Annotated in this window: 15 protein-coding genes and 1 pseudogene; 3 read left to right on the top strand and 13 right to left on the bottom strand. The window is 44.5% G+C overall.

All coding sequences use genetic code 11. The features are described from left to right. Positions 1–31 precede the first annotated feature (31 nt). The 4 genes from NLZ44_RS16645 to ctpB all read right to left on the bottom strand — a co-directional run bounded on the left by NLZ44_RS16645 (position 32) and on the right by ctpB (position 4,723). Positions 32–850, bottom strand: coding sequence for a formylglycine-generating enzyme family protein (locus NLZ44_RS16645; protein WP_008055321.1), 819 nt, complete (start codon positions 848–850; stop codon positions 32–34). Positions 851–1,485: 635 nt separating this feature from the next. After that, positions 1,486–1,842 (bottom strand): Pepco domain-containing protein, encoded by a 357-nt coding sequence (locus NLZ44_RS16640; RefSeq protein ID WP_048895319.1) that lies wholly within the window; start codon positions 1,840–1,842, stop codon positions 1,486–1,488. Positions 1,843–2,167: 325 nt separating this feature from the next. Continuing rightward, complete coding sequence (locus NLZ44_RS16635; protein WP_493750512.1) at positions 2,168–3,334, bottom strand: S-layer homology domain-containing protein; 1,167 nt, start codon at positions 3,332–3,334, stop codon at positions 2,168–2,170. Between the two features lie 105 nt (positions 3,335–3,439). After that, complete coding sequence (ctpB, locus tag NLZ44_RS16630) at positions 3,440–4,723, bottom strand: carboxyl-terminal processing protease CtpB (RefSeq protein WP_493750511.1); 1,284 nt, start codon at positions 4,721–4,723, stop codon at positions 3,440–3,442. A gap of 321 nt (positions 4,724–5,044) precedes the next feature. Between ctpB and NLZ44_RS16625 the strand changes: the two genes are divergently transcribed. Then, positions 5,045–5,863: a hypothetical protein gene (locus NLZ44_RS16625; protein ID WP_111893542.1), complete on the top strand. Its 819-nt coding sequence runs from the start codon at positions 5,045–5,047 to the stop codon at positions 5,861–5,863. 15 nt (positions 5,864–5,878) lie between these two features. Here the strand turns inward: NLZ44_RS16625 and NLZ44_RS16620 are convergent, their stop codons facing one another. Genes NLZ44_RS16620 through NLZ44_RS16610 form a run of 3 tightly spaced genes read right to left on the bottom strand, consistent with a single transcriptional unit; the run spans position 5,879 to position 8,418 of the window. Next, positions 5,879–6,580, bottom strand: coding sequence for a response regulator transcription factor (locus tag NLZ44_RS16620; protein ID WP_006622569.1), 702 nt, complete (start codon positions 6,578–6,580; stop codon positions 5,879–5,881). A gap of 43 nt (positions 6,581–6,623) precedes the next feature. Next, entirely contained in the window at positions 6,624–7,436 is an 813-nt protein-coding gene (locus tag NLZ44_RS16615; RefSeq protein WP_008056202.1) for a sulfite exporter TauE/SafE family protein, read from the bottom strand. A gap of 10 nt (positions 7,437–7,446) precedes the next feature. Next, positions 7,447–8,418 carry an acetamidase/formamidase family protein gene (locus tag NLZ44_RS16610; protein WP_006622571.1) on the bottom strand — a complete coding sequence of 324 codons (972 nt, stop codon included), beginning with the start codon at positions 8,416–8,418 and terminating at the stop codon, positions 7,447–7,449. A gap of 6 nt (positions 8,419–8,424) precedes the next feature. On the opposite strand from NLZ44_RS16610, the gene NLZ44_RS16605 reads away from it, so the two are divergent. Next, positions 8,425–9,885: a mechanosensitive ion channel domain-containing protein gene (locus NLZ44_RS16605; RefSeq protein ID WP_493750510.1), complete on the top strand. Its 1,461-nt coding sequence runs from the start codon at positions 8,425–8,427 to the stop codon at positions 9,883–9,885. Between the two features lie 667 nt (positions 9,886–10,552). Here NLZ44_RS16605 and NLZ44_RS16600 read toward each other — a convergent pair. From NLZ44_RS16600 to NLZ44_RS16580, 5 genes and pseudogenes are all read right to left on the bottom strand, one after another. Next, positions 10,553–13,162, bottom strand: a complete 2,610-nt coding sequence (locus NLZ44_RS16600; protein ID WP_493750509.1) for a zinc-dependent metalloprotease — start codon at positions 13,160–13,162, stop codon at positions 10,553–10,555. Between the two features lie 56 nt (positions 13,163–13,218). Next, positions 13,219–13,680 carry a tellurite resistance TerB family protein gene (locus NLZ44_RS16595; protein WP_008056207.1) on the bottom strand — a complete coding sequence of 154 codons (462 nt, stop codon included), beginning with the start codon at positions 13,678–13,680 and terminating at the stop codon, positions 13,219–13,221. Between the two features lie 19 nt (positions 13,681–13,699). After that, positions 13,700–14,095 (bottom strand): annotated as a pseudogene (locus NLZ44_RS16590) (zinc ribbon domain-containing protein); the annotation flags it as partial. 261 nt (positions 14,096–14,356) lie between these two features. After that, positions 14,357–14,707 carry a carbon dioxide-concentrating mechanism protein CcmK gene (locus NLZ44_RS16585; RefSeq protein ID WP_006670274.1) on the bottom strand — a complete coding sequence of 117 codons (351 nt, stop codon included), beginning with the start codon at positions 14,705–14,707 and terminating at the stop codon, positions 14,357–14,359. Between the two features lie 107 nt (positions 14,708–14,814). Next, on the bottom strand, positions 14,815–15,123 hold the full coding sequence (locus tag NLZ44_RS16580; protein WP_006622579.1) for a carbon dioxide-concentrating mechanism protein CcmK: 309 nt from the start codon (positions 15,121–15,123) through the stop codon (positions 14,815–14,817). 194 nt (positions 15,124–15,317) lie between these two features. On the opposite strand from NLZ44_RS16580, the gene asnS reads away from it, so the two are divergent. Next, positions 15,318–16,709, top strand: a complete 1,392-nt coding sequence (gene asnS / locus NLZ44_RS16575) for an asparagine--tRNA ligase (protein ID WP_369299204.1) — start codon at positions 15,318–15,320, stop codon at positions 16,707–16,709. Positions 16,710–17,118: 409 nt separating this feature from the next. Here the strand turns inward: asnS and NLZ44_RS16570 are convergent, their stop codons facing one another. After that, positions 17,119–18,255 (bottom strand): geranylgeranyl reductase family protein, encoded by a 1,137-nt coding sequence (locus tag NLZ44_RS16570; RefSeq protein WP_493750508.1) that lies wholly within the window; start codon positions 18,253–18,255, stop codon positions 17,119–17,121. Between the last annotated feature and the right edge of the window lie 54 nt (positions 18,256–18,309).

The following is an 18,309-nucleotide window of genomic DNA, read 5'->3' as shown; positions in this document are numbered from 1 at the left end:
GTGATTATAGGCGATCGCTTCAACCTAATCTTCAACCTAATATAGTATTAAGGTTAGATAGGCAGGGGCGAAAACCATAGGAGACCGACGGGAATTCTGGAGACGCTCTCCAGCGGTTAGCACAACGACACTTATCTTGACCCGTATCCCATGAACCTCCACGCACCACTCTTTCTTGATTGCTGTTGAGCAAATCCCCTAAATTCTCAAGATAGTTATCGTAGATTTCCTGAGCATCCCAAACCCTACCATCTGACGGCGCATTGTTATAGTTATCATGCCACGGGTCAGCACACCACTCAAAAACATTCCCATGAATATCACACAGTCCAAAGGTGTTCTCATGTTGAAAGTGATCAACTGGGGTAGTTTGTTGGCGGAAAACTCCCTTGCGATCATAGTAGTTAGCTATATCCGTGGTTAAGCTGTCCCCAAGATAAAATGCGGTCGTTGTTCCCCCCCGCGCTGCATATTCCCACTCAGCTTCACTGGGTAATCGGTAGGCTCTACCGACTTTCTGGGAAAGCCGCGCGCACCACTCTATTACATCATACCAGGACACTTTTTCCACGGGCAGTTTTTCCCCTTCAAAATCTGAAGGATACCATTTTAGATCTCGTTGGAGTTTAGCAAAGCTGGCTACTTGTTGCCATTGTTTCTGGGCGATCGGATATTTCGCTATCCAGAATGGTTCAATCGTCACTCGGTGCTGTGGTTTTTCTGTATGATTACCCTCATTCCCAGGTGAACCCATCAGAAATGTTCCCCCAGGGATAAACACCATTTCTAGGGTGACTCCATCTCTCAGATTTTCTATGAAATTTTGGGCTTGACTTCGGCGACGACTCATTCTTAGTTGATTTTTAAATCAAGTGTATAGCCATGTTACCCCCACGGTTTCAATTATAGCGATCGCCATCCCGGCTGTCAACCCCTCATCTCTTTAGGCGCGCCGATTTTTTGTTAAGTTTTGTTAAGTTGGGTGATAGTTGGGGGGCTATGAATCGTGGCTTAACCTGAAGGTAGGTTGAGGAAAAAATCAAGCATATAGCCATGTTACCCCCACGGTTTCAATTATAGCGATCGCCACCCCGGCTGTCAACCCCTTATCTCTTTAGGCGCGCCGATTTTTTGTTAAGTTTTGTTAAGTTGGGTGATAGTTGGGGGGCTATGAATCGTGGCTTAACCTGAAGGTAGGTTGAGGAAAAAATCAAGCATATAGCCATGTTACCCCCACGGTTTCAATTATAGCGATCGCCACCCCGGCTGTCAACCCCTTATCTCTTTAGGCGCGCCGATTTTTTGTTAAGTTTTGTTAAGTTGGGTGATAGTTGGGGGCGATGAATCGTGGCTTTACCTGAAAGTAGGTTGAATAAAAAATCAAGCGTATAGCCATGTTACCCCCACGGTTATAATTATAGCGATCGCCACCCCGCCTGTCAACCCCTCATCTCTTTAGGCGCGCCGATTTTTTGTTAAGTTTTGTTAAGTTCGGGGGCGTTTAAACGTAAGTTTGATAGTCCCATGATCGAAGTTGTCACTACAGAGGCTAACTTCTCCGTTGCCATTAATTCTGACAGACAATTCCACCTGGTCAAGCTGCATGGGAGATTTTTGGGAGTTTCCAGAGGCTTGCTGCATTTGAAACGCTTGCTGTTCCGCTTGTAGAAATACATCACCAATTACTAATAAAAATTGACTCATATTTTGCTGCATTTTGTGCGCCGGGACTGCTACCCTGTGGGTCTGTGATTCTGTAGGAGTGTCAGGGGATGTTGAGGGGTTAGGGGAATCTTGGGTAATAATCCAGATACTTTTGGGAATTTGGATAATTTCTGACATAGACTAATCGGGGATGATGGTTAATTATTAACTTAATGTGATGATTGTAGCTTAAATATGGTGGTTGATGTCTAATGATTGAGATATGAAGAAGGAAGCCGAAAAGATTAAGTTTCACTAGGTTAATGGGTCTGGTGGGGGCGGGTGCAAGATATACCAGGGGATACACGATAGGCTGGCAACAGGCGCGCCAGGGCAAAAATATCACGGTGGGGAACATCTCGAATTGGGGAATATTTAACTATTTTGGGTGTCAAAAAAAAGCGTCAGAAAAATCTTATATCTCTGACGCAGGCTAATTGGTGATGTATGAAACCCCCAACATTTAACGATTAATAAGGTAATCTGACTCGATAGGTTCAGCGTCACCCGATCGCACTAATACTTGATAAATCATGACAATAGCCTCCGCTTGACTGACGGACTGATGAGGATTAAAAGTATTGCGATCTGGATGACTGGCGACCAAACCCGCCTCAGTCGCCGCGGCCACTTGACCAATAGCCCAATCAGGAATTTGATCAGCATCGGAGTAAACTTTGAGAATTTCCTGGGGATTATTGGGGGTAGGTAAATCCAAACCACTGACCAAAGCCACCACGACCTCTGTATGAGTCATTTCTTGATTAGGCTGGAAGACTTCCCCAGGATAACCGTTGAGAAAACCCATTTTGGTAGCTTCTTGAATGGCTTGATTAGCCCAATGGTCCTGCGGTAGATCCTGAAACTTAATATCAGGTTGAATTCTGTCAGTTTTGAGGGATTGTTGCAACTGATGAGCAAACTGTCCCCGACTCACTGGCTGATCTGGGTTAAATGTACCATCTTCTGCACCGATCGCCTGATTATGGTCAGCAAAATAAACTACAAAATCCCGCGCCCAGTGTTCCTCTGGTACATTAGCCAGTATAGTTGTAGCCGAATCTGGAGTTACAGCGGTCTGGGTGGGAGTGGTTTCTGGTGTTTCGGCGGTAGTTACAGGGGAACTGGGAACCTCTGAGGTTTCGGTGGGAGTAGGAGTTTCAGGGGGTGATGTAACCGCCGCCTCTGTGTCTGTGGTCGTGGTTGTTTCGGCTTCTGTTGTGGGTGATGAAAATAAGGGGAGAGTAGCCGGAGTTGACTCGGTGGTGGGAGAGGCTATTTGTAAACCTTCCAAGTTTAGCCAGCTTAGTGTCAATCCTGTAGATTCGCTGCTGACTGTATCTGAAGGTCCAGACTTAGACTCTGGGGTGTCTGAGGAAGAGATTATAGAGGTTGTGCTGGAGGATGCTTGACGGACTATATCAGAGACATTGATTAAACTCCGATGATCTGAGATAGTTTCGGGTTTAGCTGAGAGTAAGCTAAAGCTGCTTTTGGGTTCGATCTTCCCAAATACCCAAAAGAAGACAAACCCCATAGTTGCGATCGCCAAAATAATCGCCAGCCATTCCTCCATAGTTGGGGGTGATTGTTTCCGTGGCTGTAAATCAGCCCGATCTGATTCTGACATAGGAATTTTTTGCTCTTGAACATTCCCCTCAAGGTTAACTGTTCTCGATGACCATGACAATCAAAAAAAGGGTGGCAGTTGAAATTTGGTTGCCACCCTGATAGATTAGTTAACTGCCATGGGATGAGATGGATCACCATTAAGAACTAAGATCGCCTTAGCATAGCCAGGATCTTGGTGAGTTCCAATCAAATTGGGATCACTAGCTAGTTGCTTTTTCTCTAACTGAGTCAATTCGATGGGAATATCGGGGGTGACACCTTTCTGGCTGATGTCTGTACCGTTAGGGGTATAATAGTGGGCGATGGTGACAGCCAAGCCGGAACCATCAGATAAGGAAAAGACGGACTGTACCAAGGCTTTACCAAAAGTCCGAGTTCCCATAACCATAGCCCGCTTGTTGTCCTGCATTGCTCCTGCTAAAATTTCACTAGCACTGGCTGAGTTATCATCAACTAGGACAACGGTGGGTAAGTCAGTTAAGGCTGTATGATTGGCGCGGATTTCCTGACTTTTACCGTGGCGATCGATTGTACTAACGATCGCTCCTGAGTCTACCCACATCCTAGCGATATCAATGCTGCTGCGTAACAGTCCCCCAGGATTTCCGCGTAAATCTAAGACAAATCCATCTACATTTTGAGCCAGGAGTTCTTTAATAGCTTGTTGCATTTGTTCAGCCGCATGGGAGTTAAACTCCTGTAGTTGAATGTAACCAATCTGGCGATCGCCTTCTGTATTGAGGCGATAGCGGACGGCTTCTAGTTCAATGCGAGCGCGGGTAAGGGTCAGGTCAAATTGTTGAGCTTCATCGCGACTGATGGTTAAAGTGATGGAAGTTCCCACCCGACCCCGAATTTTCTCGGCTGCTTTTTCTACGGTCATCCCTTGGGTAGACTCGCCATCAATGGCTAAAATGCGATCGCCTGATTGGATTCCCGCTTCCATGGCTGGGGAATTTTTAATAGGATTAACCACTGTAATTTGGCGAGTTTTCTCATCCAAAGTCAGTTGCATTCCCACCCCAGAAAGTTCTCCTGATGTTTGATTGGTGAGGCGTTCATACTGCTTAGGATCGAGAAATCGGGTATATGGATCGTTGAGTTTTTCTAAGGCGTTACGCAGTTCTGTATATGCTTCTTCTGGAGAGGAATATTCTTGACTGAGAAGCTGTTGTCGAACTTCCAGCCAGTCGATCCGGTTGAAACTGGGGTCTACATATTCTCGATTAACAATCTGCCAAGCCTCGTCAATGACGGCTTTCGGACTATTTTTTAAGGTAGCATTTACTGAACCACTGAGCCCTGGAATCGTTAAAGCGGAAATGGTGACTATGGCTCCACTTAAAACGGCGCGCAAGGGGGAAAAAGGTCTAGTAGCTTGATTCATCTAATCTTCCTCTGGCTGGATTCTCTGGCTGGATGCCTAAATGATATTTTTATAGGGTAGCAAAAGCCATCCCTATACAGTTGACATTAAATAATAGTCGATAGCTTTAAAATACACCTGGGAAGGTATGTTAAAAGTCAGCTATCATAAGGCTGTTGTCCAGGTATGATACCCGGATGGTGTGATCATGATACTGGATTTGATGATACGAAACTCCGGGAGCGATTGTGTGTCTGAAGACATTATACAAGCATAATTTATCTATTGTCATCTTTTTGTACAATAAGTTTTAGGGAAATTTTAGATTTGGGGGAACCTCCCATGTCATCTTTGGCTGTGAAACGGTTTGAGGGTCTTTTTCCAGTGGCGATCGCGGTTGTCGCCCTAGGTGCTATCATTGGGGTGCAAATCTATGCACCGGGTGGGGCTAGGTTGGGCGATCGCTTTTCTGAGGAAAACGGTCTGCAGTTGACCCAATTGGAAGCCGAAAGGCAGGAGCAGAGACTGGCTGCTAATCTGGAGATTGTCAAAAATTTACCCACCTTAGGCTTTGATAACCTCCTTGCTAATTGGGTATTTCTGAACTTTCTCCAGTATTTCGGAGATTTGGAAGCGCGGAATTTGACGGGTTTTCAACTCAATGACAATTTTTTTGATGTGATTTCCCGCCTCGACCCTAGATGGATAGATATGTACTTATTTTTATCTACCTCTGTTGGTTATTACCAAGCTCAACCCGAACTTTCCGTAGAATTGATGCGGCGGGGAACTGAGGCGCTGTCTCCAGAATTCCCCGGTGCTTGGCGATTATGGCGGTTAAAGTCTCTGGATGAACTATTACTCCTGGGCGACATTCCAGCAGCCATAGAATCCCTAGAAACCGCCTCTGAGTGGGCGCAGGCTAGTGGATATGAGCCAGCAGCAACCTTATTTCGGGATGCGGCTAACACGCTCCGGGACAATCCCGATAGTGTGCCGATACGCATTAACGCCTGGCTAACAGTATACTCGCAAACTATGGATACTTTGGTTAGGGAGAGAGCGCTAACGGAACTGGAAGCGTTGGGGGTGGAAATACAGGAGGGAGAGGACGGAGAGTTACGATTTTTTGTTCCCCCACGACCGGAGCCGGAAAATTAAGGACTGGTTGAGGTTTTAGGGGTTGTCCTCGAATTTGTAGCCAACTCCTGTTACAGTTTTGATGAAGGTGGGATGAGATGGGTCGGGCTCAACTTTTTTCCGTAGTCTAGCTACATGGGTATCAACTACTCGCTCATCTCCAAAAAAGTCATCTCCCCATAATTTATCGATTAATTGGGTACGACTCCACACGCGACCGGGATAACTTAGAAAGGTGGCTAATAAGTTAAATTCTAAGGTGGTCAGGTCTAAGGGTTCGGTATTACCATGGTTTTGAAAGTTGGCTTTCCTTTGGTCAATATCAACGGTAAAATGAGCGGTTTGGTAGGTTTGGGTCTGTCCTCCCTGGCGGAGACTGCGACGCAATAAAGCTCTAACTCTGGCTACTAATTCCCTAGGACTAAAAGGCTTGACCATATAATCGTCGGCTCCGGTAGATAGACCGACTATGCGATCTATTTCTTCTCCCTTGGCGGTTAACATTAAAATATACGGGTCTTTTTGTCCGGGTTGTTGACGAATACGAGCGCAGACTTCTAAACCGTCTAAACCGGGAAGCATGAGGTCGAGAATAATTACATCGGGTCGTTGTTGTTGAAATATCTCTAATGCGCTTAATCCATTCTGGCTAATTTGACAGGAAAATCCTTCCGCCTCTAAAGTCCGACGGATAAGGAGAGCAATTTCTGGTTCATCTTCGACAATTAAAATATTCATAACTTACTCCGATATTGGCACAGTGGAAAGGTTACAATACAGGTTACAGACTAGCCCGCCAAAACATATAAATTGAGAGTATTCCTAACAGTGTCCTAAAGGCTAAAGTGACAATGCGATCGGGTAATTTTGGTAAAAATCTGGTGCTAATTTGTACTCCGACTAATCCTCCTAAGCCTAACATAAATCCCTGCCCCCACAGCACATTTCCCTGTATAGCGTGTCCGATACAAGCGGAAGCAGCAGTAATAATAATTACGCCGAGGCTGGTTTGAATAGAGACTTTAATGGTTTCCCCTAAGAGGAGAATTTGCAGGGGAACAATAATCACGCCGCCCCCAACCCCAAAGAGTCCGGCTAGGAGTCCGGCGAGACTCCCGGTAATCATAAAGGCTAGGTATGGGTTAATGGTTTTTTCGGGCTGAGTAGAACCGGGGTTAAGTTGTTCATCTAGTTGCTTTTTGGCGATGATATCCTGGCGGACTTTGACTAAGTAAATATTCAAAAGCAGTAAACATCCAAAGCCGAATAACAACCAAGATGAGGGTAATAAATCAGCGATATAAGACCCGATTATGGCAGTTATGACGGCGGAAAATCCAATTGATATTACCCGATTAACTCGCAGAAAACCCATCCGCCAATTTTGGATGCTTCCTGATATGGCGGTAATTAGTACCGAGAAAATACTGGTGGCTACTGCTTGATTACTCACATAGCCAAGGGTGACTAAAATAGGCACTAATACTGTGCCGCCTCCAATTCCTAAAAATCCGGCTAATATTCCAGCTAAGAGTCCGGCGAGGGCGAGGGTTAAAAGTTCTGTGGGGGATAAGGATAAGAGTTCCAAAATCATTAGTTAAGGATTAGTTAAGGGGAAATTGGAAAGTTTCTGGTAAGATGGATTTGGCGATCGCACCATGAACCCCTTTTTGGGGGCTATTAACTACTTGGGTAATGCGGAAGTCAACCCCTAGGGAACAGAGAATATAGGCTTCTTCTGGGGAAATTCCTAGGATTTGCACTAATAGGTTAATGGTACGTTCTAGGGTAGACTGAAAGGCATCATCCAGGGTATGACCAAAACCCATGGTGATTATATCAGTTGCGGTTTCTGCTAGGGGGACATCTAGGGAACAGTTTTTGTGCAGAATAATTTTAATTGTGCCATTCATGGAAGTTTCGATCGCTGTGGTGTTGACTTCACCGCCTCCCTGGGCTGCGTGTCCGTCTCCCAGGGAAAATAGGCCACCGGGAACCAGTACGGGAAGGAAAATGCGCGACCCGGCTTGTAATTCTGGGTTGTCGATGTTTCCCCCATAGACTCCTGGAGGTATGGAAGACTGGGAGGTTTCGCTGGCGACTCCTAAAATTCCGAAAAATGGGCGCAGGGGAATTTTTACCCCACTTTGGGGGGGAAATTCGGCTAGATTTCGGGTAAGATCGAGGTTGATAAATCGCAATTTCGGCTGGCTAAATCGTTGCGGTAGGGCTCCCCAACCGGTTCTGATAGCATTAAACCCTACATTTAAACGGGGGTAAATTGACTCTAACTGGATTTCTAAAATATCTCCCGGTTGGGCATTTTCGATGTAAATGGGACCAGTGAGAAGGTGAGGACCAGGACCGACAATTCGTTCCGGCGACAGGCGGCGACAAAGTTCGATAAATTCTGGGGTCAAAAATCCTTCTGGGGCTTGATTATAAAGGTAATAGCCTGTGTAGGTTTCTACCTGAATGCGATCGCCTGATGCGATGACTAAGGCTGGCTCTAGTTCCGGAGAAAAGCCTCCTACATGGGTGGTGTTGGCTGTGGCTTTCAGAGTATAATTAACCATCTTAATATGAACATTATTCAGGATTTGATAGGGTTCTTTTGGGAGGCGTTCACTCGACCGATAAAGTTGGGTGAAATTTCTCTTTCTATTCAGTTAATTGTCACGGTTATTTTAGCTTTCGTTGCCGTTTTTTTTGTTTGTACCTTTCTGAGTAATTTACTCAAAGATAAGATTCTTGTCAAGTTAAAGTTTGATGAGGGCAGTCGAGAGGCGATCGCCACCATTTTCCGCTATTTTACCATTACTATCGGCTGTTTACTAATTCCCCAAGCTGCCGGAATTGATATGAGTTCCTTTACTTTCCTCGCTGGTGGTTTAGGTATTGGTTTAGGTTTTGGTTTCCAGGGACTCGCCCAAAACTTTGTCAGTGGTTTAATTTTATTATTAGAAAGACCCATTAAAGTTGGCGATTATATTGAACTTGATAAATTGGAAGGAACTATCCGCAAAATCTCCATTAGGTCTACTGTAATTGTGACTAATGATGATATTTCGATTATTGTTCCGAATCAGATTTTAGTGAGCAATAAAATCATTAACTGGAGTCATGGTAATGTACTTAGCCGCATTCATATTCCGGTGCGAGTCGCCTATGGAAGTGACCCAGTTTTAGTCACCGAAGTTTTGCTATCGGCCGCCCGTCAAGAACCGAGAGTATTACGCCACCCCAAGCCACAAGTTTGGCTAAGAAATTTTGGCGAAAATTGTATTGATTTTGAATTGTTAGTTTGGATAGAACTTCCTAAAGCTAGGCTACCTATTCAAAGTTCTTTAAATTATATCATCCAAAGCAAACTGTATCAAAATAATATCAACATTCCCATCGCCCAGCGAGACCTATGGATTAGAAATACTGAGGAACTTAAACAGGTATTTGCACCAATTATCGCTTCTTCCCAGTCCGCCAAAATCAAAGCCGCCGCCACCACTGAACATCAGGAATTAGAAAGGCAAAATATGTCCCTACAAGCCTTATTACGGAAGGTAGTTTATTTTGAGGGTCTGAGTGATTTAGCATTATTAGGGTTAATTGAAATGGGCTACCGAGAAACTTTCGCACCTCATCAATTTATTTTCCATGAAGATGATCCAGGTGATGCTTTTCATATTATCTTATCTGGGGTGGTGGAAATTTTAGCAGAAAAGGCTAATAAGCATATTCGTGATTTATCAGCGGGGGATTTTTTCGGGGAATTAGCATTAATTATGGGGATACCTAGAACGGCGGCGGTCAGGGCGAAGGAAACCACTATTTTGTTTGTGGTTAGTCGTGATGTATTTCAGCGTTTTTTAGGGAGTTATCCCCAGGTATCTGACCAAATTGCCGAGAAAGTAGCTGAACGAAAAGAGGAGTTAGTACAACGTCAAAAAATGCTCCGAGAAATGGGTATTTTAGGGGATGATGATTTAGATAATAATCCCTTAGTATGGATTAAACAACGCATGAAGTCTCTATTTGGTATTTGAGATCAAAGCATCTGTAGGGGCGGGTTCACCAGGCTATATCATAGTCACAGATAAACCACATAAACCCGCCCTATCCCCGCCCAATCAAAGTATCTGTAGGGGCGGGTTCACCGGGCTATATCGTAGTCACAGATAAACCATATAAACCCGCCCTATCCCCGCCCAATCAAAGTATCTGTAGGGGCGGGTTCACCAGGCTATATCCTAGTCACAGATAAACCATATAAACCCGCCCTATCCCCGCCCAATCAAAGTATCTGTAGGGGCGGGTTCACCGGGCTATATCCTAGTCACAGATAAGCCATATAAACCCGCCCTATCCCCGCCAGATAAACCCGAAATATCCTAATTATCGGTGGGTGGGGGCGGGTTTATCAAAATTCCGGTGGGGAAGTTTCATTGACGGCAGAACCCGCCCCTACATTATCGGTGGGTGGGGGCGGGTTTATCAAAATTCCGGTGGGGAAGTTTCATTGACGGCAGAACCCGCCCCTACATTATCGGTGGGTGGGGGCGGGTTTATCAAAATTCCGGTGGGGAAGTTTCATTGACGGCAGAACCCGCCCCTACGGCTTTTTCGGGTGGGGGTGGTGAAGTTTAATTAACTAGGGAATGGCAGGATTTTTGTGTGAACGATAATTGCTGTTTTTGATATGCTAAGTTAAGGCTATATTCCTAAAGTTTTAGCAATCCGATCGCGACTTTTGGCTAAATGTGCTATACTATAGGCATCTAGTTGATCGCCACGACGTTTAACTAGGTAATCTAGGGATTCTTCTAACTGCTTAAACTGAAACCAGGCTAAGGTCTGTGCATCTTTGGGGGCGGGGGTATTTCCTAATACTATATTAGTCATTAAATCTAGATAAACTTGTTGTAGCGATCGACGCACCGGACCGATAGATATTTGTTTTTCGCTAGTCCATAGTTCCGACCAGATACTATTTGTTAGCATTTCCAATAATTCGGGTATGGTTAAAGCATTACCAGGAGAGGTTTTAAATTCCAAATCCCGCAACCGAGTTAACCTCGCCGGTGAAAGTAGTTCGGATAAAATGCGGTTTTGGACCCACCCAATGCGATCGCTAATAGGATAATCTAAGGAAGCAAAACGATTAGGATTTCCCCAATCAGACCATCGAGAAGGAACTAAGCGATTTAACAGGTTCGGAGAAAAATTAAAAGCATCTTCAGCAAATACATATTTGGCTAAAAGTTGCAAAGCCTCCCGTTGCTGAGTTACTGGAATCGGCTCTAAAGGTAAAGAACTGCCACTATTACCAATGCGGTAACGATGGAAAGACTGACCACCTATATATGGTATAGCATTAGCTGCATTATTAGCATAATAACTCAAAATTGTGTTAAAAGCTATCAGCAGTTGGTCAGATTCTTGGCTGCTAGGAAATGAACGAGTTTCTAACCTATCCCAGATAGATTTGGCATTGTCTAATTGCCATTGGGAATAGCGTAACATATCACTACTAAGATCCCATGGTAGCGCCTCGGGGTCAAGAAAAATTCCCCATACATCCTCATCGGTTGCAAATGCTAGGTCGGAAACAGTTGCTCGTGCTACAATTTCCTGTAATTGGCGAGACTCTAAATAGGGTGTATTTTCTAAAATGGGTTGATATCCATATTGAATCGCCCATTGATCATAAGCGCCTAAAACCACGGGAAAATAATCGCCCTGGGGTTGTCCAGGGGGGGCTAAATTAACTGGTAAATAATCCATTACTGAGGCGGTCATTCCCCTAGTCCGGGTAATATGGCGATCGTTTAATTCTTCTGGTGTTAGCATGGTACTACCCCGGAAATTGTGTCTTAACCCCAAAGTATGACCAATTTCATGGGCGGTTAAATAACGCAAATATTGATTAATATACTCATCTATAGAATCTTGGTGAAATCTAGGGTTAACGGACATGGCGATCGCACCAATAGCCAATTGGCGAGTAGATTCTACCTCAAAACAAAAATGCTCCAATGCTATTAAATATTCCTGATTATCAGGGTTTGGTTGTTGCCAATTTCGCCCTAATAAACCATCCTGACATTGTGCAGAACTACCCTCGACTAAAATTTCCTGTCTTTGTCGCAAGCTGTCAATGGCTTGACTTTCAATCACCATATCTGCATCTAAAATTTGACCGGTTAAAGGGTTAACATGGGAAGGACCGTAACCACTGAAAGGCGAGTTAAAAGATGTAGACCAGCGAATGGTATTATAACGGACATCGGCGGGGTCCCAGGTAGCATTATCCGGCATTTGTCGCACTTCGATCGCATTCATAAAACCCACCTTTTCAAAGGCTTTATTCCACATCAAAGCGCCTTCTCCAATAGCTTCACGGTATGCTAAAGGAATGGTATTTTCTAGCCAAAATACAATCGGTTCTACTGGTGCTGACAAGGGCGCACTAGGGATTTGTTTGTGTAAATTCCATCGGTTAATATAGCGCACCATTGCCCCTGTTCGGGTAGGGTTAGAAACATCCCGATAAATCGTTGTAAAATAGCCGATTCGTTCATCAGCTAGGCGAGTGCGGTAGCTGTGATCATCAGGAAGGGCGAGAAAACTGTAACGAATTTTTAGGTTAAATGCACGCCTATCAGAAATAGCTGGGCTATGAGGTACTAGGTTTCTCCCCACGGCTGTAAACCCTAATACTGATGCGACTTCGACATTATTGGGAAATGCTTTGAGACCCGAAATATAGGATTTATCAGCATCAAAATTGTAGTTATTTTGTAAACTGAATAACAGTTGAGAAACGACTCCCGAAAATTCGTTATTTCCTACTAAAACTGGGCTGAAATCTACTAAAATACTCTGTCTTTCAGGATGGGTAGCCATGACAGGTAGGGAGTATAAAACTGAATCCCTAAAAGCGCGGTCTATGGCTGCGGCTTGGGGTTCTTGGGGATTGAACCGAAAGTTGATATTAGGAATTAATAATTCTATCCGGTTGGAAACAGAACGCAGTTTAAACAGGAAACTTCCTAAATCTTGACCACTCCAAAAGTTACTATTTTCTAACCCAGACTCAAGGCTAATAAAACACAGAAAATTTTGCTCAAGCTGTTGGGGTTGAATTTCCAGATAAACCTGTCTAGTTTCGGGTTTGTGATAGAGAGTCAACAACCCGACCAATTGTTCTGTTCCCTGGATGATACCATCAAAATTAGCAGGTTGTGTCTGTTGCTGTGATATCTGAAATGGAGCGATCGCCAAAGGTTTGGGGATTTGTGCGATCGCTTTATTCCACCCCATTGTCACCATAACAAATGAGAGCAACAAAATTATCAGATATCGGCTTAATCTTCTCATCAACCATTAGGTGTTCTGAGATCGTATTGTTCTAACTTCTGCTCAAAAATCTCAGACGCTTGTTCAGCAGGTATATCCAACATTTGCCACAAATGGGTCAAAAACTCTCGTTCCTTAATAGACAAGACCCCATCAACTAATAACAAATCGCTAACTACTGTAAACACAGTTTCCTGAAGTTGTACAGGTAAAAACTCACGAGCGATCGCCAACAGAGAGTAAGTCCCCTTGAGAGATAGTAACTCAAATAACTTTTCGACTAAATTAGTCAGCTTGGGCTGAGAATATCCGTTAAACAGGGGAAGTTCCGACAATAAAACTATAATCCGTTCCCTTTCCTGGGCGCACAGATAGCCGTCAGCACAGATAGCACTAACTGCGATCGCCGCAAACGCCTCCGGGGTAGACAGAGAAATCCGCGTTTCATCCTGTCCTTTAAAGATTTTGTTGAGTATGCTCATCAGAAACCCACTGATACATTTACGCGACATTTTTCCGGTTGTTCCCGGACAATGCAACGATAGCACTATTACCCGTTAAGGTAACAGAGGCGGTATCCCGCAAAGCTTTTAGAAAGATTCCAAAAGCACCGTTCCAGTCCCGTGGTAGAGTGAACCCCCACTCAGGACATCGGAACACTTTTGAGCCACCTAGCTGGGAATGGACATGACCACAGTGAGTACAGGTTTTGCTGGTGTATTCTTCCGTCACATCTACAACTGTGGTTCCAGTTATTTCCCCTTGATGTCTCAGGGTTAGTTTGAATCGATAATGCGCCCATGTCAGCATGGCGCGGGCAGTCTTAGACCTGATTAGACGCTTCACCTTGGCAACCATATTGGAAGTCTCGAAGGGGGGCCAAAAAATCAGGCTGTGTTATGGGATGGCCAGGGATGCGACCCAATCAACTAAGGGGTTGAAGTCCTCACCGGGTAGTCCCCACGCCCATTTCAGCTCTATTTCATACCCGAAGGTCTCGCACCATACTTGGTATTATACCGTATTGCCGTAAAATGTTAACCTAATTTGAGATGAAATCATGCTCTCTCAACAACGAATAAAGGGTTCATTGTAACACAACTTAGATTTTACCACTGCCCCCTACTCCGTGAATCCCCGGAGCAAGGAGCCTCCCGATTATCGTGCGTTACCCCTAGGAAGAGTCAAACCCTCAGCGGCTGCTCGATATTCTTCCACCGCTTCGCTAAAGTCAATAGGAAGCACAGCCACGACATTTTCATGGGGACGGGGAATAATTACCCAAGTTTCCAAAGCCCCCCCATATACCTTCTCTACGGCTGCAATACCAGCATCCATAGCGGTTTTCACCTCAGAAACATCCCCTCGTATCATCACTGTAAACCGAGCGCTACCCGCCCGGATATAGCCCACCAGGGTGACACGACCCGCTTTAACCATTGCATCTGCTGCCGCCAAAATCCCTGGAAACCCCTTAGTTTCCAGTGCGCCCACTGCTTGTTGTGACATCGAAAACTCTCCTGAGTGAATAATAACCCGTCGCTGCACTTGAACTTGAGTCTAGCGACAATTGTTGACAAATTTACCATAATATGCTATGCGTACATACTCCCAAGTTAGACTCGGAAGGGTTCGCTCTTGGGGGTATGGTGAATAGGAAGAACATCAACAATATTAGGCGGGGGGTTAGGAATGGTGTAGTGGGTAATAATTGTACACCCAAAGGTATTTTCCGCCGCTGCAATACCTGCCTCCATTGCGGGCTTAACTTCCGAAACTCCGCCCCGAATGGCGACCATAAACTCTCCCCGTTCTGCTAAATCAAAATAGACCAAAGTCACCCGTCCAGCTTTAACCATTGCATCAGCCGCCGCCAGTACACCCGGAAAACCCAAGGTTTGAATTACACCCACCGCCTCTGGCATGGAATGTCTCCTCGCTCATTGATATTGCTCAAGCTAATTTTACGCCGAAAATAGCACTTAAACATACTATTGGTTTAGAAAACTTTAGGAACAGTGGACCGCCGAGTGATGATGGTTAACAGTAACCAGACCTCTGGTTCCCGATTCCCGATCGCTGGTATATATAAAATTAGATGGGTTAAGGGACAGACAAAATGGCCACAGGACGTATAGCGGAAATTTTGCGGACAGGTAAACCGGGTGAAGCGGTAACGGTTCAGGGTTGGGTGAGAACTAAACGGGAACTAAAGGAGTTTACCTTTGTTGAGGTTAATGATGGGTCTTGTATGGCTAACCTTCAGGTAGTCCTCAACCCGGATTTAACTGATTATGCAGCAATTTTACGACAACTGAACACCGGCGCATCGGTGGAAGTGACGGGAGAAATTGTCTCCTCTCCTGCTAAAGGTCAACGTATTGAACTGAAGGCTGATACAGTACAGGTCTATGGTGAGGCTGACCCTCAGACCTATGTTTTGCAGAAGAAGCGACACTCTTTTGAGTTCCTACGCACGATCGCCCATTTGCGATCGCGTACTAACACCTATGGCGCAGTCTTTCGGGTTCGTAACGCCTGTGCGGCGGCGGTTCACCAATTTTTCCAAGAAAGAGGCTTTCTGTGGATACATACCCCTATTATCACCGCCAGCGACTGCGAAGGGGCGGGAGAATTATTTTCCGTCACCAGTTTAGATCTCAATCATCTACCCCTCACGGAGACGAAAACTGTCGATTTCTCCCAAGACTTCTTTGGAAAACGCGCATTTCTTACCGTTAGCGGTCAACTCGAAGCTGAAATTATGGCTCTGGCTTTTGGTAATGTTTACACTTTTGGCCCCACTTTTCGGGCGGAAAATTCTAATACTTCTCGCCACTTAGCCGAGTTCTGGATGATTGAACCAGAAATGGCTTTTTGTGACCTTGATGGTAATATGGATTTGGCTGAGGCTTTCCTTAAACATATCTTTAAGTCGGTTTTAGAACAATGTCCAGAAGACCTGGAATTTTTTAACCAAAGAATTGATAATTCCGTCTTGGCTACGGCTGATAATATTATCAATAATGAATTTGAACGCATTACCTATACGGAGGCGATCGCACTACTAGAAAAAAGCGATCGCACCTTTGAATATCCCGTCAGTTGGGGCTTAGACCTACAATCCGAACATGAACGCTACCTAGCTGAAGAACTCTTTAAAAAACCCGTAATTGTGACCGACTACCCCCGTGAAATAAAAGCTTTTTATATGCGCCAAAACGACGACGAAAAAACCGTCCGCGCCATGGATGTTCTCGCCCCAAAAGTTGGCGAAATTATCGGCGGTTCTCAACGGGAAGAACGCTTAGATATCCTCCAAAAACGTATGGAAGCCTTACAAATTAACCCCGATGAATTATGGTGGTATTTGGATTTGAGGCGCTATGGAACTGTTCCCCATGCGGGTTTTGGTTTAGGCTTTGAACGGGTAGTTCAGTTTATGACAGGGATGGCTAATATTCGTGATGTAATTCCTTTCCCACGCGCTCCCCAAACCATTGATTTTTAAATAGTCATTTACAGGGGTGTGTCAGTTTTTAAGTATCCTGTCATCATGACTACAGCCTGTTCAGAAATCATCTGATCACCTCTCAAAGTCCCTCTCCCTCTCTGGGATCCAGATTTAGGGTGAGGGGAATGTATTAAGCGACTGGTGAACAAGCTGTATTTCACAGTCGCTGGCGCACCCTACTAATCAAAGTCCCTCTCCCTCTCTGGGATCCAGATTTAGGGTGAGGGGAATGTATTAAGCGACTGGTGAACAAGCTGTATTTCACAGTCGCTGGCGCACCCTACTAATCAAAGTCCCTCTCCCTCTCTGGGATCCAGATTTAGGGTGAGGGGAATGTATTAAGCGACTGGTGAACAAGCTGTATTTCACCGTCGCTGGCGCTACTAAATGTAATTAACAATATTGATTATTTGGAATTAAAGTTAAATAGGGATTTTTGCAACAGTTTAATACCTTTGTTGGCTACATCTGAATAACTCAACTCTCCCGCAAATATGCGGCTCATAGTGGCTGTGGCTGAAGGTTTTTTGACAGCTATTTGATAGCCTAATTGAGGAAAACGGTAAAATATTTGAGCTAATTTCTGAGCCCACATCATCTGATTACCCCATTCCTCATTCATGATTTCTGTGTACTTATCTAAAGCATTAATATCCCCCCCTAGGGCTTGATTAATGGCTTCAGCAGCTTTTAAGCCACTAAAAATAGATGGACGAATACCCTCAGCCGTAAATGGATCAACCACACAGGCTGCTTCTCCTGCTAAAACTGCATTTTGGGTATGTAATTTTTGTTTACCATCCCACAGAGAAATTGGATGTCCGCACTCGGTAGCATTATCTAAATTCAGGTGAAAAAATGTCGCATAATCTTCTAATATTCGTTTGAAATTTTGTGCTTTGCGTTGTTTAGAAAAAGCTCCAGCCCCCAGAGAATAGCCGTCAGCTTTAGGGAAATTCCAGCCATAACCACTATTGACTAAACCAAATTCAAAATAGGTCTTCATATCCACAGGTTTAGATGTCGGTATTTCTAATTCTAACGCCCCCGCTACCAGTTTCTTTTGTTTGGTAAATCCTAACCATTTGGCTAGAGGACCTTTAGCACCATCCGCACCAATTAAATAACGACCAGTGTAGGTATCTTCCGGGGTTTTAACTAACCAGCGATCGCTTTGAAATTCTATCCCCAGAACCTCCGTATTATCTCTAACTGTAGCCCCTTTACTGATAGCCTGTTTGAGAATAAAATAATCAAAAACCTCTCGCCTGACCATCCAAATCGGATTTATTTTTAATTCCACCTCTATGGGTTCCGATTTATTCCAGGTATAATAAACCATAACAGTTTTCAGGGAAATTGCCGGAGAAAAATCGAAATCAAACCAATCCTGAACTATCGGAGAAACTCCACCCCCACAGGGTTTATATCGTGGCAAAATCGCCTTATCAATAACTAAAATCGAATGACCTTTTTTCGCCAAATGATAGGCTGCTGTCGCTCCCGCTGGACCTGAACCTACAATAATACAATCAAAAATCATTAATTTATCCTTAAAATTAAAAGCAGGGAATTAAAGATTAGTCGGTGTTTTGAC

This window comes from Arthrospira sp. PCC 9901 (genome assembly GCF_059013425.1).
Note: the sequence above shows the minus strand (reverse complement) of the source record. Positions and strands in the feature narration are given on the sequence as shown.

What these genes read in the sequence shown, in the direction of transcription:
- NLZ44_RS16645 (WP_008055321.1), bottom strand. Translation starts at nt 850, where the DNA reads ATGAGTCGTCGCCGAAGTCAAGCCCAAAATTTCATAGAAAATCTGAGA.
- NLZ44_RS16640 (WP_048895319.1), bottom strand. Translation starts at nt 1,842, where the DNA reads ATGTCAGAAATTATCCAAATTCCCAAAAGTATCTGGATTATTACCCAA.
- NLZ44_RS16635 (WP_493750512.1), bottom strand. Translation starts at nt 3,334, where the DNA reads ATGTCAGAATCAGATCGGGCTGATTTACAGCCACGGAAACAATCACCC.
- ctpB (WP_493750511.1), bottom strand. Translation starts at nt 4,723, where the DNA reads ATGAATCAAGCTACTAGACCTTTTTCCCCCTTGCGCGCCGTTTTAAGT.
- NLZ44_RS16625 (WP_111893542.1), top strand. Translation starts at nt 5,045, where the DNA reads ATGTCATCTTTGGCTGTGAAACGGTTTGAGGGTCTTTTTCCAGTGGCG.
- NLZ44_RS16620 (WP_006622569.1), bottom strand. Translation starts at nt 6,580, where the DNA reads ATGAATATTTTAATTGTCGAAGATGAACCAGAAATTGCTCTCCTTATC.
- NLZ44_RS16615 (WP_008056202.1), bottom strand. Translation starts at nt 7,436, where the DNA reads ATGATTTTGGAACTCTTATCCTTATCCCCCACAGAACTTTTAACCCTC.
- NLZ44_RS16610 (WP_006622571.1), bottom strand. Translation starts at nt 8,418, where the DNA reads ATGGTTAATTATACTCTGAAAGCCACAGCCAACACCACCCATGTAGGA.
- NLZ44_RS16605 (WP_493750510.1), top strand. Translation starts at nt 8,425, where the DNA reads ATGAACATTATTCAGGATTTGATAGGGTTCTTTTGGGAGGCGTTCACT.
- NLZ44_RS16600 (WP_493750509.1), bottom strand. Translation starts at nt 13,162, where the DNA reads ATGGGGTGGAATAAAGCGATCGCACAAATCCCCAAACCTTTGGCGATC.
- NLZ44_RS16595 (WP_008056207.1), bottom strand. Translation starts at nt 13,680, where the DNA reads ATGAGCATACTCAACAAAATCTTTAAAGGACAGGATGAAACGCGGATT.
- NLZ44_RS16585 (WP_006670274.1), bottom strand. Translation starts at nt 14,707, where the DNA reads ATGTCACAACAAGCAGTGGGCGCACTGGAAACTAAGGGGTTTCCAGGG.
- NLZ44_RS16580 (WP_006622579.1), bottom strand. Translation starts at nt 15,123, where the DNA reads ATGCCAGAGGCGGTGGGTGTAATTCAAACCTTGGGTTTTCCGGGTGTA.
- asnS (WP_369299204.1), top strand. Translation starts at nt 15,318, where the DNA reads ATGGCCACAGGACGTATAGCGGAAATTTTGCGGACAGGTAAACCGGGT.
- NLZ44_RS16570 (WP_493750508.1), bottom strand. Translation starts at nt 18,255, where the DNA reads ATGATTTTTGATTGTATTATTGTAGGTTCAGGTCCAGCGGGAGCGACA.